Genomic DNA, 22,787 nt, shown 5'->3' with positions numbered 1-22,787 from the left:
CAATAATAGAATTAAAATCCATAAACTTTTAATAAATAAAAACTAAATTTTACAACAACCTAGCCATAGCAGTTTTAATAATTTCTATATTTCGTTCTCTGTTGGGTTTATTGGCTTTCTTTTGATCGTCAATCATTTTTCGCATTAAATTAATGACTACTTTATCAAAATTGAACCCTTTAAACTCAATTCCTTTTACAACCATATCATCTACAGTATTTTGAATAGCTTCTGTATTATTACTTTCAGAAATTTGTTTAAATGCTTTTTGATACAACTCTTTGGTAGCATCATCATTGGTTAAAAACATACCAGAAACCACCGTTTTTGCTATGAAAGGCAATTCGGTTTCATCATTTTCTTCGATAAAAATTCGTGTTAAAGGTGTTGCTAAAATTTTACGAACTTCATCTGGCAATTCTTTTGATTTTTTGATGGCTGTAGGCTTATCAATATAATACATAGAAACCAATGCTTTGCCCAAAACCGAATACGATTTACTTTCTAATGCTTTTGCAAATACTGGTTTTAATTCAGAATCTGTTAACTTTCCTAACGTGTTTAAAGCTTCTGCTTGCACAATGGTTTTAGGGTCGTTATTGGCCATATTCATTATTTTAGCAATGGCATCTTTTTTTGCGTTCTTATTAATTAAATCGATATTTTGCAAGGCTAACTGTCTAATTTTATACGATTCATCATTTAAAGCATTTACAACTGCATTAAAAGCGTCTTTATCTTCTTGTTTTTTAACAACTTCCAACAACGCTTCTCTTCTATGAGCATAATTATCTGCATTTTTAAGTTGAAAAATATATTCACTTAAAATCTTATTTTCATAGATTTTACAAATTAATACATTGTCTGCATTTACCTGAATTAAATTAGGTTGTTTGTTATATGGAAACGTAAAAGAAGCATCATTCCCTGCTACAAAAACGTTGTGTCTTGTTCTTTTAGTTCCTTCAAAAATATCAATAGCAAAAGGGAATTGAAACGTTTCTCCTTGCATTTGAATAATATTTACAGTCACCGTTTTTTGTAACGTATTATAATCATAAGAGATTTCTATATTTGGATGATTTGCACCAAAATACCACTGATTAAAAAACCAGTTTAGGTCCTTCCCTGTTAATTCTTCAAATACCAAACGTAATTGCGAAACTTCTGCATCTTGATACTTATATTTAGTTAAATATTGCTTTAAACCTAGGAAAAATGCCTCATCTCCTAAATAGGTTCTTAAATTATGTAGAATTGCGCCACCTTTATTATAGCTTACTAAATCAAACAATTCCTCAGGATCATCATATTGATAACGAACTAAACTTTTGGCATCATTTTGTCCATTTTTATACGCTTCTAATTGCTCAAAATAATGCATTTCCTTGGCAACTTTTCCGTACTTATATTCTTGCCATAAATATTCGCCATAATTGGCAAAAGATTCATTTAAGGTAAGATTGCTCCAACTTTCTGACGTTACTAAATTACCAAACCAATGATGCATAATTTCGTGAGCAATCGTATTTTCTTGCACATTTTCATCAATTAACTGTCCTGGTTTTTGATACGCCTGTTCTCCATGCACAACTGCTGTTGTGTTTTCCATAGCACCAGAAACGTAATCTCTTACCACAATCTGGTTGTAAGCTTCCCAAGGATATTCCACTCCTAACTTATCTGAAAAAAAGCCTAACATTTCTGGTGTGAATCCAAAAATGTCTTTTGCATAAGGAGCAAATTCTTTTTCAACATAATAATTTACAGGAATGTTTTTGTACGAATCTTTGATAATTTCAAACTCACCAACTGCCATAAATGCTAAATAAGGTGCATGTTTTTGATCGAATTTCCAATAATCGGTTCTATTTGCTCCAGCATTAGTTTGGTTTACTAAAGTTCCATTGGAAAGTGTTTTGTATTTATTAGGAACTGTAATATAAATTTCTTGTGACATTTTTTGGTTTGGAGTATCAATTGTAGGAAACCAAATTGAGTTTGCTTCAGTTTCACCTTGTGTCCAAATTTGAGTCGGTTTATTTTTGTCAATTCCATCTGCATTGATGAAATACAATCCTTTTTTATCGGTAATATTTTGGGTAATTCTATCTTTTGCCTTTTCTGGTCTTGCAGTATAGTGGATGTAAATGGTAAATTCTTCGTCTTTTTGATATGTTTTTGGTAAATCTATTGTTAAATCGAAGTCATTATAATTAAAAGGGAGTTTTTTACTGTTTAAAGAAATCTCTTTGATAATCATGGAATTTGCATCCAACGTAATTTTATCAGTTTTATAAAAATGAGGTTTTGCTGTAATCCAAGCTTCTCCATTCATGGTTTTATTCTCAAAATTAAAATCGACTTTTAACTTTGTATGCACCAAATCGTGCATTTTTTCTCTTTCTGGTTTATAAGTAGTTATTATTTGTGAAAAAATACTATTTGCAATCAAGACAAATAATAGCATTATAATTTTCTGAAACTTCATAAATATCATGTTCTAAAAGCTTCAAAAATAATAAATATGATGATAGAAGCTGTTAACGAGCAGTTAAATTCAAAAAGTATACCAAAATAAAAAGATGTATAGCTTTTCATAATCTTATTTAAAATGCTATTAGCAAAAAGTATCGTAAATAGTATTTAATGAATATAGTTTTCATTAATTTTTTTTACTTTTAAATATAACAAAAAAAAGCTCTTAAGAATAAATAAAGAGCTTTTATGTGAATTTGATTTATCTTTAAATGTTACTCTAAAATCTGAGCAGCATGTTCTTTTGTTTTCACTTTCGTAATTACATTTTCAATAATTCCTTTTTCATCGATGATAAAAGTAGTTCTGTGGATTCCATCATATTCTTTACCCATAAATTTCTTTGGTCCCCAAACATTAAAAGCCTCAATTACTGCTTTGTCTTCATCTGCTAAAAGTGGAAAAGGAAAATCATATTTATCAATAAAATTTTGTTGTCTTTTCGCTGAATCTGCACTTACACCCAAAACATCATATCCTTTAGACACAAATGTTTGGTAATTATCACTCAAATTACAAGCCTCTTTTGTGCAACCAGGGGTACTTGCTTTTGGATAAAAGAATAATACTAATTTTTTACCAGCATAATCTGATAATTTTACAGTATTTCCTGCATTATCTTTTGCTTCAAATTGTGGAGCCTTATCTCCTATTTTTAATGATGTCATAATTGTTAGTTTTTAACAAAGATACAAAGCATGTATAATATTTTAGTATTTGAGAAATTGTTTAACAAGATATTAATAACTTTGAATTTTTAAATCTAGAGCCTAGCATTATAAGCATGACCAAACAAGAAAAAGTTCAATTTGTAATTGACACCTTAGAAGAGTTATACCCAGAAATTCCTATTCCTTTAGATCATAAAGATCCTTATACACTTTTAATTGCTGTTTTATTATCTGCACAATGTACAGATGTTCGTGTTAATAAAATTACACCTTTGTTGTTTGCAAAAGCAGATAATCCTTTTGATATGGTTCAACTATCTGTGGAAGAAATTAAAGAAATTATTCGTCCTTGTGGATTATCACCCATGAAAAGTAAAGGAATTTATGGTTTGTCTAAAATACTCATCGAAAAATATAATGGCGAAGTTCCAAATTCTTTTGAAGGTTTAGAAGAATTGCCAGCTGTTGGTCATAAAACAGCGAGTGTGGTAATGAGCCAGGCTTTTGGTGTGCCTGCTTTTCCTGTGGATACACATATTCATCGATTATTATACAGATGGAATTTAACAAACGGAAAAAACGTAACACAAACCGAAAAAGATGCAAAACGATTATTCCCAAAAGAACTTTGGAACGATTTACATTTACAAATTATTTGGTATGGACGCGATTATTCGCCTGCAAGAGGTTGGGATTTAGAGAAAGATATTATTACAAAAACTATTGGTAGAAGAACTGTTTTGAGTGATTATTATAAAGGTAAAAAGTAGACTCGAATTGCACTAATTTCACAAAAAGCTTTTGACACAGATTTCACTGATTTTCACTGATTTTCACTGATGATTGTGAGTAAATTTGACACAGAGATTCTCAGAGTTTTTTCGCTGAGATTCACAGAGAAAATAGTTATTTCTAAAAAACACATATTATTATACACATAAAAAATCTCTTAAAATTTCTGTGGAAATTTTAAGAGATTTTTTTTTAAAAGCAAGAGTGTTTTCCCCTTTGGGGAAATTAAAAGGGGCTCTTAATTTGGAATCGCTTTCCCAATTAAAGTATCTCCTTTGATAATTTCAAAAGTTTCATTTACAAAAGCGGAATCATGTAAAACTCTCACTAAAGTTTGAGCAACATCATCTCTACTAATTTCTCCTCTTTTATGTAGTTTTTCAGAAAGTTCTATTTTTCCTTTTCCTTGATTATCTGTTAAAGATCCTGGTCTAACAATAGAAAATGGCAATTTACTGTCTCTTAAATACATATCTGCATTGTGTTTTGCTTGCAAATATTCTTGTAAATCTTCAGCTTCTTCTGGTTTATCTGCTCCCATTGAACTTAACATCACAAACTTTTTAACCTTTGCGTTTTTAGAAGCCTCAATTAATTTTTTAGCACCATTTTCATCTACTTCCTTTACTTTTTTCCCTCCAGAACCTGCTGCAAAAATTACTTTATCAATATTTTTGGTTGTTTGCGAAACATCTTCTTCTAAATCAGCTAAAACTGTTTTTATATTTCTTTTTTCAAATTGTTCTTGTTGTTCTTTTTTACGGACCATTGCAATTGGCGTAAAATATTGTGATGATTCTAAAAGTGTTATTATTTTTTTTCCTGTGGTACCATTTGCACCTGCTACTAATATATTTTCCATGATTGCAATTTCGGAAGAAAGTTAGGTTGCTATTAATTCTTTTGATTTTTTTAATGACGCATTTGGAAAAATTTTTGACACAGAGTTTCGCAGAGTTTTTAACAGAGATTCACAGAGAAAGTAGTTTTTTTTAAAACAAATTTTACAGACTTTTAAAATCCTTATGGAAACTGGGTTAGACACGAATTTCAAAAACTACACAAAACAAATTTAAATTTTCAAAAACAAATTTCACACAATTTGCCTTTCTAAAAAGAGCTCACACAAGAAGAGAAGATTATACTTTTAAATTCTTTAGCATATAAATCATAAAAAAATAAAGCAAGATTGTTACACAAGAGTTTTCCCCTTTGGGGAATTAAAGGGGCTAAAAAAAAAGCTTCAACATTTGTTGAAGCTTTTCCCGCTCTTAATTCAAATTCAATTCAATGAAATTTTTTGATTTGGTTTTTACAATAGTTAGCGATTTGGAAAAATCAATCAAAAATTGAACTGTTTCTTTTTTGGGTTGCATCTGAAATTCAGATGGCTTTCTTGAGTAAATTTGCATCATATAGGTTGTTTAATTTGTTGGTTATAAACTATTAACGACGCATATTTTACTTTATTGTTAATTCACCAAAATAATTTTATGTTTATCTATTAATTTACGCATATTTATCAATGCATAACGCATTCTACCTAAAGCAGTATTAATGCTAACCCCAGTGTTTTCGCTAATTTCCTTAAAACTCATATCTTTATACATACGCATTACCAAAACTTCTTTTTGTTCGTCTGGTAATTCATTTACAAGTTCTCTAACATCAGAAAATATTTGTTCTTGGATTAATTGTTTTTCAGCATTTAAATTATCATCACCTAAAACAGAAAAAATATTAAAATCATCTGTATTATTAAATTTAGGCATTCTTTTCGTTTTTCTAAAATGATCAATGACCAAATTATGAGCAATTCTCATTACCCAAGGCAAAAACTTACCTTCTTCGTTATAATTGCCCTTTTTTAAGGTTTTAATAACTTTTATAAAAGTGTCTTGAAAAACATCTTCTGTAATATCTCTATCCTTTACTTTACTATATATAAAGCTGAATAATCTTTGTTGATGTCTGTTAATTAAAATACTTAAAGAAGCTTCCTTACCTTGAATGTATTCGCTTACTAAAGTACTATCTGAAATTTTGTATTTTCTCACCATAACTACTTTTTAAAAGAACAAGTGGTTCTTTTTTTTATTATTTTATGAATAATGTAAAAGTAGTTTTAAGCTATATGCGTCTAATTTAGTGATTATTAAGTGGTCAAATATACTGTTAATTTTTAATTACACAAACTTTTTTAACAAATTGAAGCATAAACTTTTTTTTCAATCCTTTAAAATAGTAGTATTTTTACAGCTTATATTTTAGATAGATGAAGCCTGATATTTCCACAATAAACCCTAAAGAAAACATTATTATTAAAGGTGCAAAACTGCACAATTTAAAAAATATTGATGTTGTAATTCCTAGAAATAAACTCGTAGTAATTACAGGACTTTCTGGTTCTGGTAAATCTTCGCTGGCTTTTGATACCTTGTATGCTGAAGGGCAAAGACGTTATGTGGAGAGTTTATCTTCTTATGCTCGTCAGTTTTTAGGGAAATTAGACAAACCAAAAGTAGATTATATTAAAGGAATTGCACCTGCAATAGCTATTGAGCAAAAAGTAAATTCTACAAATCCAAGATCTACTGTTGGTACATCCACAGAAATTTACGATTATATAAAATTATTATATGCCAGAATTGGGAAGACCTACTCTCCTATTTCTGGAAATGAAGTAAAAAAAGATACAGTTTCTGACGTTGTAAAATTTGTTCAGAAATTCGATGAGAAAACAAAACTTTTATTATTTGCTCCTGTTACTATTGATGAAAACAGAGAACTAAAAACTGTTTTACAAGTTTTAGAACAACAAGGTTATGCTCGTTTAAAATGGAATAATACTGTGTATAGAATTGCAGATTTTCCGCAGAAAGAGTTTAAAAACGAACCTTTATATTTAGTTGTTGATAGAATTGTAACGAAAAACGATGAAGATTTTTACAACAGATTAGCAGATGCCATACAGACTGCTTTTTTTGAAGGAAAAGGAATTTGTTTTATAGAAAATTTGGCAGACAATAAGGTTACTGAATTCAGTAATAAATTTGATTTAGATGGCATGAGTTTTTTAGAACCGAACACACACTTGTTCAGTTTTAACAATCCTTATGGAGCTTGCCCAACTTGTGAGGGTTATGGAAATGTTATTGGGATTGATGAAGATTTAGTAATACCAAATACAGGTTTATCCATTTTTGATGATGCCATTTTTCCTTTCAGAACTCCTTCTTATGTTCATTATAAAGAAGATTTAATTGCAGTTGCTTATAATTTTGATATTCCTATTCATAAACCTTGGTTTCAACTTACAGACAAACAGAAAGAATTGGTCTGGAATGGCAATAAGTCTTTCAATGGAATTCATCACTTTTTTGCAGCTTTAGAGGAGAAAAGTTACAAAATTCAGAATCGTGTTATGTTATCTCGTTATCGAGGCAAAACAAAATGTACCACTTGTCATGGCAAACGTTTACGCCAAGAAACCAATTATGTAAAAATCAATGAAAAAACGATTTCTGACTTAGTTTCCTTGCCTTTAGACGAATTGGCTGTTTTCTTTAAAAACATCAAATTAGATAAATATGATGAGAAAATAGCAAAACGTTTAATGATGGAAATTAACAATCGTTTAAAATTTTTAACGGATGTTGGTTTGAATTATTTAACCATCAACAGAACCTCCAACACATTGTCTGGAGGAGAAAGTCAACGTATAAATTTGGCAACTTCTTTAGGAAGTTCGTTAGTGGGTTCTATGTACATTTTAGATGAACCCAGTATTGGTTTGCATCCAAAAGATACAGAACGTTTAATTGGTGTTTTAAAAGATTTGCGTGATTTAGGCAATACTGTAATTGTGGTAGAACATGATGAAGATATCATGAAAGAGGCAGATTACATTATCGATATTGGCCCAGAAGCAGGGACTTTTGGAGGAAATGTAGTAGCTGAAGGTAATTTTGAGGAAATCTTAAAGTCAGCATCTTTAACTGCAAAATATTTAAATGAAGAATTAAAGATTGAAGTACCTACAAAACGTAGAACTTCAAAAAATAACATTCAAATTCTTGGAGCAAGAGAACACAATTTACAAAATGTAGATGTTACATTTCCATTAGATTGTTTAACGGTTATTACTGGTGTTTCTGGTTCAGGAAAAAGTACGTTGATAAAGAAGATTTTATATCCATCCATGCAAAAAAAGCTAAATGGTTATGGAGATAAAATTGGACAACATACAGAAATTAAAGGCAATTTTGAAAATATAAAACACGTAGAATTTATAGATCAAAATCCTATTGGGCGTTCTTCACGTTCAAATCCTGTAACGTATATTAAAGCTTATGATGATATTAGAGCTTTATATTCGAATGAGAAATTATCAAAAGTAAGAAACTACAAACCCAAACATTTTTCTTTTAATGTAGAAGGTGGACGCTGTGAAACCTGTAAAGGTGAAGGTGAAGTTACCATTGAAATGCAATTTATGGCAGATGTGCATTTGGAATGCGATGTTTGTAATGGAAAACGCTTTAAAAAAGAAGTTTTAGAAGTTAAGTTTGATGGAAAATCAATTGATGATATTTTAAATTTAACCATTGATGATGCTGTTGCTTTTTTCTCTGAAAATTTAGTTACAAAAATTGCTAAAAAACTAAAACCTTTGCAAGATGTTGGTTTGGGGTATGTTACTTTAGGGCAATCCTCTTCCACGCTTTCTGGTGGAGAAGCGCAACGTATAAAACTTGCATCGTTTTTAGTAAAAGGAACCACAAAAGACAAAGCCTTATTTATTTTTGATGAACCTACAACTGGTTTGCATTTTCACGATATTAAAAAACTATTAAAGTCTTTTAATGAATTAATCAAAAAAGGACATTCTATCATCGTAATTGAGCATAATATTGAACTCATTAAATGTGCAGATTATATTATCGATTTAGGTTTAGAAGGTGGTAAAAATGGTGGAAACCTTATTTTTCAAGGAACTCCAGAAGAATTAATAAATAATAAAGAATCTTATACTGCTAAATATTTAGCTGAGAAAATATAATATCAATATACAACCTACAAGGTTTTTCTAACCTTGTAGGTTTTTTTAAATTTCTAACTATTTTTTGTTGCTGTTTCCAGCTTGGCATTTATCTTGAGCGAAGTCGAAAGGTTTCAATCTGGGCTAAACTTCTTTGGCTGCTAATTAATTTTCGATTTATGTTTCTGAATATTTAAATTGCCTAAATACTAAAACTCTTAAAAATTTGGCTAAAGCCAACAATAAAATATAATTACAAAAAACTTGTAAAAAAGACTTGTCAGGTTTTCAAAACCTGTGAGATCTGAAATCCTAACTTCAAAAACTTCAAACTTTTCTTACAAAACAACTTACAAATTCTCATCAATTTAAAAAGAAAATCACGAATTCTAATTCACACTTCACGAATTCTAAAACAGCCAAAATTTACCTACAATTCATAATTACTTTTACAGTGTATAACTCTAAAAACTTAAATTATGAAAACTTTATTTAAAATCTCAATCTTTGTATTTGCACTTTTTTTATCAACAAGTTTATTTATTAATTGTGACAAATCATCAGCAACTAAAAAAAATAGACCAACTATTGCATCCTTAGAAAACACAATAGATTATACTGTAAAAGAAGAAGTTGTTGCCAGAAAACCTTTGGTATTTATAACAGGTTATGATAAAGGAACTGAAACCTATTATAACAATGCAAGAGCTTATTTTGAGGAAAAGCAATTCCAAATTGTAGAAGATCAATATTCATTAGAAGAAATTATCAACTGGTTAAACAGCAACGAATCTAAAAATCCTTATGGAGAAATTCATATTGTAAATAATAGCAATCCTTTTAAAGGTTTGAGTTTAGAAACTGTTATTAAAGGCGAAAAAATTACAGCAGAAACCTTACGTAAAAATATTACAAAAGGAGCCTTGCCTATTTTACGAGAAAGTGTAAATGCGAACTCAAAAATTATTTTTCACGCAAATGGTTTGGGCGAAAATAAAGAATTAATGAACACTTTTAAAGATGCTTTTTGTTCAGACGAAATGCCAAACGTAATTGCTTCTCCTTATTATTCAATTTTTAATGGCGATTTTACCCAACATTATTTAGCAAAACCACATTATGTGTTTTATCCAACAGCATATTCTCCAGGAAAAGTAGATTTATCTAAAGAAATTGCTGCAAAATATCCAGAAGAAAAAGATATAGATTGGTTGGATGTTTTATATAATGATGAGGAGAGATTTGTGGGTGAAGCGTATACAAAACAGTTTACAATTCCTTTAAAATTTGAGTTGGATTATCATAATTCTGATAATGAAATTCCAACTTTTGAAAACCAAGAGGAATTGATGAGTTTTATAAAACAACAAGAAGTTTTATATTTTGAAGTGGAACAAGTAAACATTCCAATTGAAAAATTTAGATGGTCTTATCAGCTTAAAAATAGCACCTTAATTATTAAAGGAAAAACAACAGGTTTAGTGGTTTTAAAGCCCTTGATTAAACCTTATGGAGAATTGGAATATATTACTCCAGATACCAATAACAAGCGTTTATATGCAATGAAATAATTGAAAAGGGAAAGTAGTTTTACAAAACGTCATGGTACAAAATTGTGTAACATGACGTTTTTATTCTAAAGAGTTATTCAAGGTTTTACCTTGAAGTTCCTCTAAATTTGTCATTCCTTTTAAAAAAGGAATCCAAAATAAAATTTTATTTCACTTAATATTAATAAAATAAAAAGCAGCAATAGATAATTAAGTAATAACTTCCAAAATTCAAAAAATTTTATTTAGTAAGTTTGTTTTATGACGATTTTAAAAAAATATCTCTTGTTTTTAGTGCTGATATTTTCAGCATTTATAACTAATGCACAACAAAACATCAAAAATATAACTGTAGAAAATGGGTTACCAAGCAATACTATTTTCGACATTCAGCAAGATAAAACTGGCTACTTACTAATTGCCACAAATAAAGGTTTGGTAAAGTTTGATGGTGATGATTTTACACAAATCAACAAACTAAAAACAAATGTAATAGGTCTTAAAGAAGATGTAATTTATACAGGAACTGAAAATGGATTATTCATTAAAAATAAAAGCAAAGAGCAATTTTTACCAAGTAAAAAAATCTTAAAAATTTTCTTTCAAAATGAGGAACTCTTTTTAGGAACCGAAGAAGGAATTTATCACTTAAAAAATAACATTTTAGTATCCGTTAAAATTAATGCAACTGTAGACTTTTCGATAATTAATGATATTATTTTTCACAATAATTCCTTTTACATTGCTTCTAACAAAGGTTTATGGCAAATAGATAATTTACAAAATCCAAGAAATATTTTTAGAATATCAACAAAAAATATCGTTTCACTTTTAACTTTTCAAGAGAATGTTATTGCAGCAACTTTAAATAACGGATTGCTTATTATAAACGATAATTTAATTGAAAAAGAAATTGCTACTTTAGAGAATATTTCATCGATTAAAAAATTAAAAAATGAGATTTGGGTTACTTCTAAAACAAACGGATTAGAAGTTTTTGTGCTTCCCTCCTTTTCGTTCAAACAAAAAATAAACAAATACAATTCGTTAACGACCAATACAATTTATGATGTTTTTAAAGATCGACAGAATTCTATTTTTATAGCTTCTGATCAAGGAATTTTTAGCATAAAAAATGATGTAGAAAATCAATCTTTTTTTAAACCTACTATCTACTTTGAAAATCTTCAAGTAAATCATCAAGATGTAGATTCTTTATTGACTGCTAAAAAAGTAAATTTTTCGAATTCAGAGAATAATATATCCATCACTTTTAAAACAGTACACATTTCAAATCCAAAGAAAGTAAATTATCGGTATACATTAAATAACGAATTTTCTCCTTGGTCTGTGAATAATACCATTCAGTTTCCAAATTTAAATGCTGGTAACTATAATTTTCAGGTTCAATCTAAAATAGATAATGATGAGAGTGATATTATCCGTTTTGCATTTAGAATTGACGCTCCTTTTTATAAAAAAGCTTGGTTTATTTTTGCAGTAGTTATTTCATTTTTAATTATAGGCTATTTTTATTTAGATTTCTACCTAAAAAACATCACTAAAAAACACAAAGAAAAGTTAGATTCTTTAAAGTTGAAAAATCGATTATTGTCTTTAGAGCAAAAGGCGTTGCAATTGCAAATGAATCCGCATTTTATATTTAATGTTTTAAATGGAATTAAAGCACTTGGTAATACTAATAAAGTTGATGAATTAAATGCAACAATATCTAAATTTTCAGTTCTTTTAAGAGGAATTTTAAACAACTCAAGAACTGAAGAAATTACATTACAAGAAGAAATTACGCTTTTAAAAAATTATATTGAATTAGAACAAAGAATGAGTTCAAAAACATTCACGTTTACAATAACGTCAAATTTAAATAATATAGATCCTGATGAAATCCTAATTCCTACAATGTTACTGCAACCTTTTGTAGAAAATTGTGTGCAACATGCTTTTCAAAAAAACGATTTAGGTACAATTCAAATCAATTTTGATGTTAAGCATAGTTTTTTAGAATGTGTTATTATTGATAATGGAATTGGTATTCATCAATCTAAAAAACGTAAAACAGTTACCGACTATAAATCTGTTGCTTTAAATGTTACAAAAGAAAGATTGCATATAGTATCTAATAAAAGTAACTTTAAAATTGATGAAATTATAGAGGATACCAAAGTAAAAGGAACCAAAGTAAGTTTTAGAATTCCTCTAAAAACCGATTATTAATAAAGTTGATATAATTAAAAAAACTAAACTATGAGTAAAATTACATCATTTGTGGTAGATGATATTCCAGAAGCATTAGAAATGTTATGCAATGATATTGAAAGGTATCATCCATCCATAGAAATCATAGGAAGAGCTGCAAGTGTTGTAGAAGCTTCTAAGTTATTACAAAAGCAACAGCCAGATATTTTGTTTTTAGATATTATGTTAGGAGATGGCACTGGATTTGATATTTTAGAAATTGTACCAAACTTAAACGCTAAAATAATATTTGTAACAGCAAGTGATGAATATGCTATTAAAGCTTTTAAATTCGCTGCTATTGATTATATCTTAAAGCCCTATGCTATTGAGGAATTATCGACTGCCATAGAGAAAGCTAAAAATCAAATTCAACCAAAAAAAGATCAATTAAAAGTCTTAAAACAATTAGTTACAGAACCTAACAATAAACCAGAAAGGCTTTCATTACATACTTCAGAAAAAATTATCGTAGTAGATATAAAAGATATTATTCGTTGTAAAGCCGATAATAACTACACCACGTTTTATCTAAAAGATACATCAAAAATTCTAGTATCAAAAACATTAAAATATTATGCAGATATTCTTAAAGAAATTAATTTTTTAAGAGTTCATCAAAGTCATTTAGTAAATAAAAACTATATCAAAGAATTTATAAAGTCTGATGGAGGTTATTTATTATTAAATGATTCTTCAAATATCCCAGTATCTTCAAGGAAAAAGAGTGAAATTATAGAAGCTTTAAAAAATAAATAAAAAATTATTTTAAAATAATCATTATTTGTGGTAAATATTTACTATATTTGTAGTACCCCCAAGATTATGAAAAAAGAAGATAAAGAAAGATCAGACAGAGTAATAAAGATTTTTAAAGAAACTGGATTAAATCAAAGGCAGTTTTCGGAAATCTTAGGGATCTCTCAGCAGTTAGTTAGTGCAGTTGTAAACTACACTAAAAAACCAAACGAAGCCATATTACTCGCTATAATAGATAAGATAGAGAACATAGATCCAATGTGGTTATTAACTGGTGTTGGAGAACAAAAAGATAACTATGCCCCCAAAGAAGTTGAATCCCCTATAGAACTTCATATAAAAAACATAGTTAAAAAAGAATTTGAGGAATTGTCTCAAGACATCCTTCAAAAATTATCAAATATTGAGGATTCTGTTAAGAACTCTAATTAATGTGATTATCGTTTTAATTAGAACTCAACAAATTAAAGATTTAGTATTCCCTAAGTATTATTTTTTTAGTTTATAATCTTCAATATTTGTTATTCTTTTAAAAAATCCCCAGAAATCCCCTTTCTAAAAAGTCCAATTTTATCATTGGACTTTTTTATTGTTTAAAATTTAAAGAAAAATTAAAGTACTTATTTTCAAAACCTTAAAATTTAGTTTAACATACACAATAGCAACAGCAACAGCAACAGCAGCTTAAAAAGGATTTCATAGTTCGTCTTCAAGGAAACAATCCCAAATAACATAACATCTAGTTTTGTAATTAATCAAAAATTTTCTGTATGTATTTATATTCAAAATTATAAAAAATGAAATATTCGCTCAAAACAGTGCTCCTATTTTAAATTATTTCAATATTTACGTTTTTCCTTTACTTAATTAAAAAAAAATTATAAAAAATTTGAATCTTTAATTACTGGTAATCAATTATTTAATTATTTGTGGTGAGATATTTTAAAAATAACTCTAAAATAATCCTTATTTGTGGTAAATAAATACTACATTTGTAGTGCCCCTAAAAATTATTAAGTTCTATTGTCTTTTAAAAGTTATTTTTTAATAAAACAATCAAGGTAAAACATGCATCTATTTAAATAATAATAGAAGAAAAGAATACAACTATGTCCCCTAAAGGCTTAATCCCTATAAAGCTTACAAAAGCTTAGTTGAAGTGAAACTGAAGAATAGTTAAAACATTCTTTTAAGTTATCAAATATTGGAGATTATGTTAAAATAATTAATATATAATGTTGATTATATACTAACCCTTAAAGAAAGTTTTGTTCCCTAAACATTACGTTTTTTATAAATATCTTCAATATTTGCTTTTTTTAATGAGTACCCCTTTTTAATACCCCTAAAAATAGTCCAATTTAAATATTGGGCTTTTTTTTTGTTATTATATTTACCTTAAAATCAATTAATTATTTTTTTTGTAGTGAGTTTAAAATCTTTTTTTATTTTATAAATCCTTATTTGTGGTAATTATTTATTAAATTTGTTTTTATAGAGATGAAAGAAGAAGATAAACATAGAGCTAATAGAGTTAAAGAAGTGTTTGAAGACACTGGACTAAACCAAAGACAGTTTTCGGAACTTATTGGAGTTTCACAACAATTGGTTAGTGCAGTAGTGAATTATACAAAAAAACCTAATGAAACAATTTTATTAGCAATTATAGATCATATAGAAGGAATAGATCCTATGTGGCTCTTTACAGGCACTGGAGAAAATAACAAAAAATATGTACCTTTAAATACTCAATCCCCTATTGAAGAAAGTATTGTAAATATTGTTAGAAATCAATTTAATGAATTGTCTTTTGATATCATTCAAAAATTATCCAACATCGAAGATTCTGTTAAAAAATCTAATTAACCAATTTTTCGTATTTCAGTAAAAAATCACCAAATTGATTTATAGTAAAATAAAAAAAGCTTACTGAAAAGTAAGCTTTTTAATTTTAAAAAATTTTGGGTGGAAGATGGGGCTCGAACCCACGACTTTCGGTACCACAAACCGACGCTCTAACCAACTGAGCTACAACCACCATGTAAATTTCGATTGCAAATATACTTCTTTTTCTCTTTTTAAAAAGAAAAAAATCAAATTAATTTATCAAAATTTTCAACAGCAACATAACGTTCTGATGTATAGCCTTCTGCAAAATCAACTCCAATTAATCTTCCTAAATCTCTTGCTCTATAGTTAATACTATCTATAAAATTTTTACTAGTTATAGGTGTTTCTGGCTCTAAGCTATTACTATCAAAAAATTGTGAGCTGTAAGCCATTACAGCTTTTTCTTTAATATCAATAAAACCAGTAACATCCACTACAAAATCTGGCTCAATATTCTTCCATTGTATATAATGATACACCTGTTTTGGTCGCCATTTTTCTTGTAACTTATCTTCTAAAAATGTTTCAATTTTTAGCAATCCACTTAAAAAACAAGCATCAGAAACTAATTTACTTCCTTTAGAATGATCTATATGTCTATCATCAATTGCATTACATAATACAATTTCTGGTTGATATTTACGAATCATTTTAATAATTTCTAATTGATGTTTTTCATCATTTGTAAAAAAACCATCAGCAAAACGTAAATTTTCACGAACGGAAACTCCTAATATTTTTGCAGCGTTTGCAGCTTCAATATCTCTTAAATCTGCTGAACCGCGAGTCCCTAATTCGCCTCTCGTTAAATCTACAATTCCAACTTTTTTACCTAATGAAATTTCTTTGGCTATAGTTGCTCCACAACCTAATTCAACATCATCTGGATGTGCACCAAAAACTAAAATATCTAATTTCATTTTTTTGCTTTTTTAATGGCTTTTTCAATATCGGCAATTAAATCTTTAGTATTTTCAATACCCACAGAAAAACGAATTAATCCATCTTTTATTCCTTGGTTTGCTCTTTCCTCCGGACTTAATAATGAATGTGAAGTTTGTGTAGGACTCAATAAAGTACTTTCTACACCAGCTAAACTCATAGATGATTTTATCAATTTTAAACTGTTTTGAAATTTCATAACATCAATGCCTTCTTTCAATTCAAAAGACAACATACCTCCAAAATTCTTCATCTGTTTTTTTGCCAACTTATAGTCAGGATGCCCTTTTAATCCTGGATAATATACGTGATAAACATCAGGATTAATAGCTAAATACTTAGCCATTTTTAGGGCATTTTTACTTTGTTTTTTAACACGAAGATTCATCGTTTTTAAGCTTCTTTCTAACATCCAAACTGTAAAATCGCTTAAACTACCCCCTAAATTTTTAGCAACATTCCAAATTCTCAAAACATGTTCGTTACTACCAGCTATGGCACCAGCTAAAATATCTGAATGACCTCCCATATATTTTGTAGCAGAATGAATCATAATATCAATTCCGAAATCTACAGGAGTTTGATTAATAGGTGATGCAAACGTATTGTCAATCATCGTAACAATATCTTTTGACTTCGCCAATTTAGAAACTGCTTTCATATCTGTAATTGTCAATAACGGATTTGAAGGTGTTTCGATATAAATAACTTTCGTATTTTTTTTGATTTTTTTCTCAAAATCTTCAATTGCTAAACTCTCTGTAAAAGAATATTCTATTCCGAATTTATCAAACTCTTCTACCACAAAATTATACGTTCCTCCATATAAAGTTTGCTGTAAAATAATATGATCTCCTTTTTGTAAAAAAGCTAATAAGGTTGTGCTAATTGCAGCCATTCCTGAACCAAAAATTAAAGCATTTTCAGTTTTTTCTAACGCTGCTATTTTTTTACAAAGCATTTCTTGGTTTGGCGTGTTAAAATAACGTGGATAACGTTTAACATCAACGCCATCAAAAGCATAAGAAGTGGACATGTATATAGGAGAAATTGCTCCTTTAAATTGCTCGTCTTTTACTTCGCCAACATGAGTGCAAATTGTATTTATTCCTAGTTTTTTTGAATCTTTCATATAAAAATTTATGGTTGCTAAATTAAGAAATCCAAATGTATCTTTCTATAAAATTTTAATATCTTCGCTTTTATGAACACAATTTTAATTGTTGGCAAAGGAAATGTAGCCACTCATTTATATAATGCTTTTTTAAATGTTGATGAGATTGCTGTTACTCAAATCAGTTCTAGAGACTTAACAAATATTCCTAAAGCAACTATAACTATTATTGCTGTTTCTGATGATGCTATTGCTAAAGTATCCTCAAAAATAACAAACAATTTTGTAGTCCATACTTCTGGAAGTGTTGCTTTGAACGATTTAAAAAATATCAAAAGAAAAGGAGTTTTCTACATGTTGCAAACGTTCTCTAAAGATAAAAAGGTCGATTTTAAGGAAGTCCCATTTTGTTTGGAAGCAGAGAACAAGGAAGATTATCAACAGTTGGAATTTTTAGCAAAGTCAATAGGAAAAAAAATATATGAAATAAGTTCTGAGCAACGAAAAACATTACATGTTGCTGCTGTTTTTGTAAATAACTTTACAAATCATTTATTTAAAATTGGGAACGATATTTGTAATACTAACAATATTCCTTTTGAAATTCTACATCCTTTAATAAAGGAAACTGTTTTAAAAATTGAAGAATTATCACCAGAAAATGCACAAACAGGTCCAGCCGTTAGAAATGATAAAAAAACAATAAAAAATCACTTAAATTTGTTGGATAAAAATCAACAGAAAATTTATAAAATCTTGACAAAATCTATCCAAAATGGAAATTAGTTACAAACAATTATTGCCAGAAATTAACACGTTTATATTTGATGTTGATGGTGTTTTAACAAACGGAATGTTAACCATAATGCCTGATGGAGAATTGGTTAGACACATGAATGTAAAAGATGGCTATGCCATGAAAATAGCTTTAAATAAAGGTTTTAAAGTTTGTATTATCTCTGGAGGAACCAATATTGCTGTAAAAAGTAGGTTGGCTGCTTTGGGTATTTCTGATATTTATTTAGGGGCACATGATAAAATAAAACAATATAATGAGTTGGTTGAAAAATACAATTTAAAACCAGAAAATGTGTTGTATATGGGAGATGATATACCTGATATTCCTGTAATGCAAAAAGTTGGTTTGGCTGCTTGTCCAAATGATGCAGTTCCAGAAGTGCAGCAAATTTCTAAATACATTTCTATTAAAAAAGGTGGTGAAGGTTGTGTAAGAGATGTTATTGAACAAGTGATGCGAGTTCAAGGAAAATGGGATCATTATTTTGAAGCAACATTGTAAAAATTAATTATTAATTAAAATAATAAATTGTAGATTTCACTATTATTAATCTATTTTAAATCTAAAAAAAATATGAAAAAAACACTTTTAACTTTAGCACTTTTTGTTGTAACAATTTCAATAAACGCACAAACTATTTTTGGTAAATGGAATTCCAAAAACGAAGAAACTGGTAAAGTTGATTCTGTAATTGAAGTTTATGAAAAAAATGGAAAAGCATATGCAAAAGTAATTGAAATTATGAATGAAAAAAGACGAGATGCTTTATGTATAGATTGTGAAGGCGAAAATAAAAATAAACCTATACTTGGTTTAGATATACTATCTGGGTTAGAAGAAGAGGAAGATAATAATGAGTGGTCTGGAGGAGAAATTTTAGACCCAAGAAATGGCAAAGTTTATAAATGTTATATTGAACTAGTAAAAGCTAATAAATTAAAAATTAGAGGCTACATAGGTGTTGCTTTATTTGGCAAAACTGCTTATTGGGAAAGAGCTAAATAGTCTCTTGAAATTCAAAGTTTAGAGTTCAAAATTCAAGGTTAAAAACACATTGTAACAAATTAAATTAATTTCATAATACCACAAAGTTTGTTTTTCTATAAGAATCTTTAGCCAGTTTGTGCGAGATCCTTTCAGGATGACAAACTTTATGGTTTAGTAAATATGATAAAATATTGGTTTCTAATTTTGAAAAAGTAGCTCAAAAGTCTTCCCTTTGGAAAGATTTAGATGGGCCCTCTAATTCCTTTCTTCTAACATAGGTACAAAAGCAAAATCGCCTAATTCGTGTTTTTCAAATTCTTTTGGGGATTTTCTGATAAACAATGTCATGATTTGCTTTTCATCACCAACAGGAATTAATAGCATCCCTCCTACTTTTAACTGACTTAATAATGGTTTTGGTACAAAAGGCGCACCAGCTGTTACAATAATTTTATCGAAAGGAGCTTTTTCTGGTAAGCCTTTATAACCATCACCAAAAATAAATTTCTTGGGTTTGTAACCCAATTTTGGTAAAAATAAAGAGGTTTTTTTGAATAATTCATGTTGTCTTTCTATAGAGTATACTTCTGCTTTTAACTCTAACAATACAGCTGTTTGATAGCCAGAACCTGTACCAATTTCTAAAATTTTATCGCCTTTCTTAATTTCTAAAGTTTGCGACTGAAAAGCAACTGTATAAGGTTGCGAAATGGTTTGCTCTGCAGCAATTGGAAACGCTTTGTCTTGGTAAGCATGAGACTCGAAACTAGAATCGATAAATAAATGACGTGGAATTTTACGAACGGCATTTAACACATTTTTATCAGTGATTCCTTTTGCTTCTAAAACGCTAGCTAATTGATTACGAAGTCCTAAATGTTTTGATGTATCTTTCAAATCTGGTTTGGTTTCAAGACTCTAAAGTTAGTAATAAATTGATTTAAATTCTTATAAAATTGTATCTTTGTTTTTGATGTAATTTCTTCATCAAAATGTCAGTTCGAGCGCAGTCGAGAACATTTTAAAACATCTCGACTGCGCTCGAGGAGACAAAAACAAACATATATATGTTAAAAGTAGGGGTTTTAGGTGCTGGTCATTTAGGAAAAATTCATCTTCGTTTATTAAAGGAATCTAAAAAGTACGAATTGGTTGGTTTTTATGATCCTTTTAGAGAAAATGCAGAAAAAGTAGCTAAAGAATTTGGATATAAATTATTTGATTCTATAGATGATTTAATTGATGCTGTTGAAGTCGTAGACATTGTAACACCTACATTATCGCATTTTGAATGTGCCAAAAAAGCAATCGAAAAAGGGTGTCATATTTTTATTGAAAAGCCAATTTCAAAAACTGTTTTAGAGGCAGAAGCAATTAAAACGTTAGCAAGTCAATATCATGTTCAGGGGCAAGTTGGGCATGTAGAAAGGTTTAATCCTGCTTTTATTGCTGCCAAAGATTTAATTAAAAACCCGATGTTTATTGAAACGCATAGATTGGCAGAATTTAATCCAAGAGGAACAGATGTACCTGTGGTTTTAGATTTGATGATTCATGATATTGATATTATATTATCGGTTGTAAAATCTAAAGTTAAAAATGTACATGCAAGTGGAATTTCGGTAATTTCTGAAACTCCTGATATTGCCAATGCTAGAATAGAGTTCGAAAATGGTTGTGTTGCGAATTTAACAGCGAGTAGAATTTCTATGAAAAATATGCGTAAAACTCGCTTTTTTCAGAAGGATGCCTATATTTCTGTGAACTTTTTAAGTAAAGAAGCAGAAATTGTAAGAATTCAAGATGCACCTGAAACACCTGATGAATTTGCGATGATTTTACAAAATGATGAAGGGCTAAAAAAACAAATTTATTTTGAAAATCCAGAGGTTTTAGAAACGAATGCCATTTTAAGTGAATTGGAAACTTTTGCTGATGCTATTATTAATGACACCACCCCAATTGTAACTTTGAGTAATGGAACTGAAGCATTAAGAATTGCACAATGGGTTATTGATTGTTTTAAAAAAGAAGAAGATCTTAAAATTTAGCAATTCGCTGCTAAATAATTGCGTTAGGGATTGCAGTGAAAATCCTTTTTTGTATCGAATAAATGTTGTTTTTAAAAAAACAGATTGTCATAAAAAGCAAAAAACTTTTTGTAAAACCGAACTTAAAAAAAGATTGCAACCTCTCGACTATGCTCGAGAAATGCTTCAAGCCCGTTAAAACGCCCAAAAAAAACATAAATAATTAAACATAATTTAAATACATAATATTGATGAAAAATATAGCTGTAATTGGTGCAGGAACAATGGGAAATGGAATTGCGCACACATTTGCTCAATTTAACTATAAGGTACATTTAATTGATATATCTGAAGTTGCCTTGCAAAAAGGAATCGCAACAATCACAAAAAATTTAGATAGAATGGTGGCCAAAGAAAAGATTTCTGAAGCTGATAAAACAAAGACTTTAAACAACATTACTACGTTTACAAAAATTAGTAAAGGTGTTGCTAATATGGACTTGGTTGTGGAAGCTGCTACTGAAAACGCCGTTTTAAAAGCTAAAATATTTAAAGAATTAGATGAAGTTTGTGACGAAAAAACAATTTTAGCAACCAATACATCATCAATTTCTATTACGCAAATTGCTGGAGTTACCAATAGACCTGAAAAGGTAATTGGAATGCATTTTATGAATCCTGTGCCAATTATGAAGTTGGTAGAAATTATTAGAGGTTACAATACTACTGATGAAATTACCAATACAATTGTGGAACTTTCTAAGAAAATTGGTAAAATTCCTGTAGAAGTAAACGATTATCCTGGTTTTGTGGCGAACCGAATTTTAATGCCAATGATTAACGAATCTATTGAGACGTTATATAATGGTGTTGCTGGTGTTGCAGAAATTGATACGGTTATGAAATTAGGAATGGCTCACCCAATGGGTCCTTTGCAACTTGCCGATTTTATTGGTTTGGATGTTTGTTTATCGATTTTACAAGTAATGTATGATGGTTTTAAAAACCCAAAATATGCTCCTTGTCCATTGTTGGTAAATATGGTAAATGCTGGAAAACTAGGTGTAAAATCTGGAGAAGGTTTTTATGACTATTCAGAAAACAGAAAAGCTGAAGTTGTGGCTAAGATGTTTAGCTCATAGAATATGAGAAAAAAAATTTATTTATTTTGCATAACAATCGCTTTTATTATTATTTCTTGTGATGATAACAGCAAAACAAATGATAAAAAAAACACAAACGATTTTATAGCAAAATATGGCATTCAAACTATTGATTACGAAGGTTGTGAATATATAATTTACAAAGATAAAAATGGTAGTGATATTCAGATGTTACACAAAGAAAATTGCAAATATTGTGTAAAAAAGCAAGTTGTTAAATAATTAATTTTTGATAAGTGAATTATATATTTAAAA

Annotated in this window: 20 protein-coding genes and 1 tRNA gene; 13 read left to right on the top strand and 8 right to left on the bottom strand. The window is 28.8% G+C overall.

From position 1 onward, the window contains the following. Positions 1 to 49: 49 nt before the first annotated feature. Together P161_RS0114950 and bcp are read right to left on the bottom strand one after the other, a co-directional pair. Positions 50 to 2,491 (bottom strand): M1 family metallopeptidase, encoded by a 2,442-nt coding sequence (locus tag P161_RS0114950; protein ID WP_026777724.1) that lies wholly within the window; start codon positions 2,489 to 2,491, stop codon positions 50 to 52. A gap of 262 nt (positions 2,492 to 2,753) precedes the next feature. Continuing rightward, complete coding sequence (gene bcp, locus P161_RS0114945) at positions 2,754 to 3,206, bottom strand: thioredoxin-dependent thiol peroxidase (RefSeq protein ID WP_026777723.1); 453 nt, start codon at positions 3,204 to 3,206, stop codon at positions 2,754 to 2,756. Between the two features lie 116 nt (positions 3,207 to 3,322). On the opposite strand from bcp, the gene nth reads away from it, so the two are divergent. Beyond that, positions 3,323 to 3,979: an endonuclease III gene (gene nth / locus P161_RS0114940; protein ID WP_026777722.1), complete on the top strand. Its 657-nt coding sequence runs from the start codon at positions 3,323 to 3,325 to the stop codon at positions 3,977 to 3,979. Between the two features lie 260 nt (positions 3,980 to 4,239). Here nth and P161_RS0114935 read toward each other — a convergent pair whose 3' ends face one another. Continuing rightward, complete coding sequence (locus P161_RS0114935) at positions 4,240 to 4,863, bottom strand: SDR family oxidoreductase (protein WP_026777721.1); 624 nt, start codon at positions 4,861 to 4,863, stop codon at positions 4,240 to 4,242. Positions 4,864 to 5,473: 610 nt separating this feature from the next. Beyond that, positions 5,474 to 6,061 (bottom strand): RNA polymerase sigma factor, encoded by a 588-nt coding sequence (locus P161_RS0114925; RefSeq protein WP_026777720.1) that lies wholly within the window; start codon positions 6,059 to 6,061, stop codon positions 5,474 to 5,476. A 215-nt stretch (positions 6,062 to 6,276) separates the two neighbouring features. Between P161_RS0114925 and uvrA the strand changes: the two genes are divergently transcribed. From uvrA to P161_RS18725, 6 genes are all read left to right on the top strand, one after another. After that, positions 6,277 to 9,063, top strand: coding sequence for an excinuclease ABC subunit UvrA (gene uvrA / locus P161_RS0114920; protein WP_026777719.1), 2,787 nt, complete (start codon positions 6,277 to 6,279; stop codon positions 9,061 to 9,063). Positions 9,064 to 9,521: 458 nt separating this feature from the next. Beyond that, positions 9,522 to 10,613: a hypothetical protein gene (locus tag P161_RS0114915; protein WP_026777718.1), complete on the top strand. Its 1,092-nt coding sequence runs from the start codon at positions 9,522 to 9,524 to the stop codon at positions 10,611 to 10,613. A 240-nt stretch (positions 10,614 to 10,853) separates the two neighbouring features. Beyond that, positions 10,854 to 12,827, top strand: coding sequence for a histidine kinase (locus tag P161_RS0114910; RefSeq protein ID WP_026777717.1), 1,974 nt, complete (start codon positions 10,854 to 10,856; stop codon positions 12,825 to 12,827). Between the two features lie 30 nt (positions 12,828 to 12,857). Then, positions 12,858 to 13,607 (top strand): LytTR family DNA-binding domain-containing protein, encoded by a 750-nt coding sequence (locus tag P161_RS0114905; protein ID WP_026777716.1) that lies wholly within the window; start codon positions 12,858 to 12,860, stop codon positions 13,605 to 13,607. 66 nt (positions 13,608 to 13,673) lie between these two features. Further along, positions 13,674 to 14,039 (top strand): helix-turn-helix domain-containing protein, encoded by a 366-nt coding sequence (locus P161_RS0114900; protein ID WP_026777715.1) that lies wholly within the window; start codon positions 13,674 to 13,676, stop codon positions 14,037 to 14,039. A 1,068-nt stretch (positions 14,040 to 15,107) separates the two neighbouring features. Continuing rightward, positions 15,108 to 15,473, top strand: a complete 366-nt coding sequence (locus tag P161_RS18725) for a helix-turn-helix domain-containing protein (RefSeq protein WP_036841552.1) — start codon at positions 15,108 to 15,110, stop codon at positions 15,471 to 15,473. A 97-nt stretch (positions 15,474 to 15,570) separates the two neighbouring features. Here the strand turns inward: P161_RS18725 and P161_RS0114890 are convergent. The 3 genes from P161_RS0114890 to P161_RS0114880 all read right to left on the bottom strand — a co-directional run bounded on the left by P161_RS0114890 (position 15,571) and on the right by P161_RS0114880 (position 17,571). Continuing rightward, positions 15,571 to 15,646 (bottom strand) — tRNA-His (locus P161_RS0114890). Between the two features lie 54 nt (positions 15,647 to 15,700). Beyond that, positions 15,701 to 16,417 carry a bacillithiol biosynthesis deacetylase BshB1 gene (gene bshB1, locus P161_RS0114885; RefSeq protein WP_026777714.1) on the bottom strand — a complete coding sequence of 239 codons (717 nt, stop codon included), beginning with the start codon at positions 16,415 to 16,417 and terminating at the stop codon, positions 15,701 to 15,703. After that, on the bottom strand, positions 16,414 to 17,571 hold the full coding sequence (locus P161_RS0114880; protein WP_026777713.1) for a PLP-dependent aspartate aminotransferase family protein: 1,158 nt from the start codon (positions 17,569 to 17,571) through the stop codon (positions 16,414 to 16,416). The genes bshB1 and P161_RS0114880 overlap by 4 nt, the downstream gene beginning before the upstream one ends. 72 nt (positions 17,572 to 17,643) lie before the next feature. Here P161_RS0114880 and P161_RS0114875 point away from each other — a divergent pair, with 72 nt between their 5' ends. From P161_RS0114875 to P161_RS0114865, 3 genes are all read left to right on the top strand, one after another. Further along, positions 17,644 to 18,339, top strand: a complete 696-nt coding sequence (locus P161_RS0114875; RefSeq protein WP_026777712.1) for a Rossmann-like and DUF2520 domain-containing protein — start codon at positions 17,644 to 17,646, stop codon at positions 18,337 to 18,339. Continuing rightward, positions 18,329 to 18,853 (top strand): HAD family hydrolase, encoded by a 525-nt coding sequence (locus P161_RS0114870; protein WP_026777711.1) that lies wholly within the window; start codon positions 18,329 to 18,331, stop codon positions 18,851 to 18,853. Before P161_RS0114875 ends, P161_RS0114870 begins: the two co-directional genes overlap by 11 nt. Before the next feature lie 72 nt (positions 18,854 to 18,925). Continuing rightward, positions 18,926 to 19,357, top strand: a complete 432-nt coding sequence (locus P161_RS0114865) for a DUF2147 domain-containing protein (RefSeq protein ID WP_026777710.1) — start codon at positions 18,926 to 18,928, stop codon at positions 19,355 to 19,357. A 237-nt stretch (positions 19,358 to 19,594) separates the two neighbouring features. On the opposite strand, the gene P161_RS0114860 is transcribed toward P161_RS0114865, so the two are convergent. Next, a complete protein-coding gene (locus P161_RS0114860; RefSeq protein WP_026777709.1) occupies positions 19,595 to 20,236 on the bottom strand; it encodes a protein-L-isoaspartate(D-aspartate) O-methyltransferase in 642 nt (213 codons plus the stop codon). A 170-nt stretch (positions 20,237 to 20,406) separates the two neighbouring features. Here P161_RS0114860 and P161_RS0114855 point away from each other — a divergent pair, with 170 nt between their 5' ends. From P161_RS0114855 to P161_RS0114845, 3 genes are all read left to right on the top strand, one after another. Continuing rightward, positions 20,407 to 21,390 carry a Gfo/Idh/MocA family protein gene (locus tag P161_RS0114855; protein ID WP_026777708.1) on the top strand — a complete coding sequence of 328 codons (984 nt, stop codon included), beginning with the start codon at positions 20,407 to 20,409 and terminating at the stop codon, positions 21,388 to 21,390. A 230-nt stretch (positions 21,391 to 21,620) separates the two neighbouring features. Further along, positions 21,621 to 22,511, top strand: a complete 891-nt coding sequence (locus P161_RS0114850; RefSeq protein WP_026777707.1) for a 3-hydroxybutyryl-CoA dehydrogenase — start codon at positions 21,621 to 21,623, stop codon at positions 22,509 to 22,511. A gap of 3 nt (positions 22,512 to 22,514) precedes the next feature. Continuing rightward, a complete protein-coding gene (locus P161_RS0114845; RefSeq protein WP_026777706.1) occupies positions 22,515 to 22,754 on the top strand; it encodes a hypothetical protein in 240 nt (79 codons plus the stop codon). The last annotated feature ends 33 nt before the right edge of the window (positions 22,755 to 22,787 follow it).

Source organism: Polaribacter sp. Hel_I_88, from assembly GCF_000687935.1.
Taxonomy (GTDB): Bacteria; Bacteroidota; Bacteroidia; order Flavobacteriales; family Flavobacteriaceae; genus Polaribacter.
The sequence above is the reverse complement of the archived record's forward strand: the minus strand, read 5'-3'. Positions and strand labels throughout refer to the sequence as shown.

Coding starts and splice junctions, on each gene's coding strand:
- P161_RS0114925 (WP_026777720.1), bottom strand. CDS start 6,061: ATGGTGAGAAAATACAAAATTTCAGATAGTACTTTAGTAAGCGAATAC.
- P161_RS0114900 (WP_026777715.1), top strand. CDS start 13,674: ATGAAAAAAGAAGATAAAGAAAGATCAGACAGAGTAATAAAGATTTTT.
- P161_RS0114905 (WP_026777716.1), top strand. CDS start 12,858: ATGAGTAAAATTACATCATTTGTGGTAGATGATATTCCAGAAGCATTA.
- P161_RS0114855 (WP_026777708.1), top strand. CDS start 20,407: ATGTTAAAAGTAGGGGTTTTAGGTGCTGGTCATTTAGGAAAAATTCAT.
- P161_RS0114850 (WP_026777707.1), top strand. CDS start 21,621: ATGAAAAATATAGCTGTAATTGGTGCAGGAACAATGGGAAATGGAATT.
- P161_RS18725 (WP_036841552.1), top strand. CDS start 15,108: ATGAAAGAAGAAGATAAACATAGAGCTAATAGAGTTAAAGAAGTGTTT.
- P161_RS0114870 (WP_026777711.1), top strand. CDS start 18,329: ATGGAAATTAGTTACAAACAATTATTGCCAGAAATTAACACGTTTATA.
- P161_RS0114950 (WP_026777724.1), bottom strand. CDS start 2,491: ATGAAGTTTCAGAAAATTATAATGCTATTATTTGTCTTGATTGCAAAT.
- P161_RS0114935 (WP_026777721.1), bottom strand. CDS start 4,863: ATGGAAAATATATTAGTAGCAGGTGCAAATGGTACCACAGGAAAAAAA.
- uvrA (WP_026777719.1), top strand. CDS start 6,277: ATGAAGCCTGATATTTCCACAATAAACCCTAAAGAAAACATTATTATT.
- P161_RS0114845 (WP_026777706.1), top strand. CDS start 22,515: ATGAGAAAAAAAATTTATTTATTTTGCATAACAATCGCTTTTATTATT.
- bcp (WP_026777723.1), bottom strand. CDS start 3,206: ATGACATCATTAAAAATAGGAGATAAGGCTCCACAATTTGAAGCAAAA.
- P161_RS0114915 (WP_026777718.1), top strand. CDS start 9,522: ATGAAAACTTTATTTAAAATCTCAATCTTTGTATTTGCACTTTTTTTA.
- P161_RS0114880 (WP_026777713.1), bottom strand. CDS start 17,571: ATGAAAGATTCAAAAAAACTAGGAATAAATACAATTTGCACTCATGTT.
- P161_RS0114910 (WP_026777717.1), top strand. CDS start 10,854: ATGACGATTTTAAAAAAATATCTCTTGTTTTTAGTGCTGATATTTTCA.
- P161_RS0114875 (WP_026777712.1), top strand. CDS start 17,644: ATGAACACAATTTTAATTGTTGGCAAAGGAAATGTAGCCACTCATTTA.
- nth (WP_026777722.1), top strand. CDS start 3,323: ATGACCAAACAAGAAAAAGTTCAATTTGTAATTGACACCTTAGAAGAG.
- bshB1 (WP_026777714.1), bottom strand. CDS start 16,417: ATGAAATTAGATATTTTAGTTTTTGGTGCACATCCAGATGATGTTGAA.
- P161_RS0114865 (WP_026777710.1), top strand. CDS start 18,926: ATGAAAAAAACACTTTTAACTTTAGCACTTTTTGTTGTAACAATTTCA.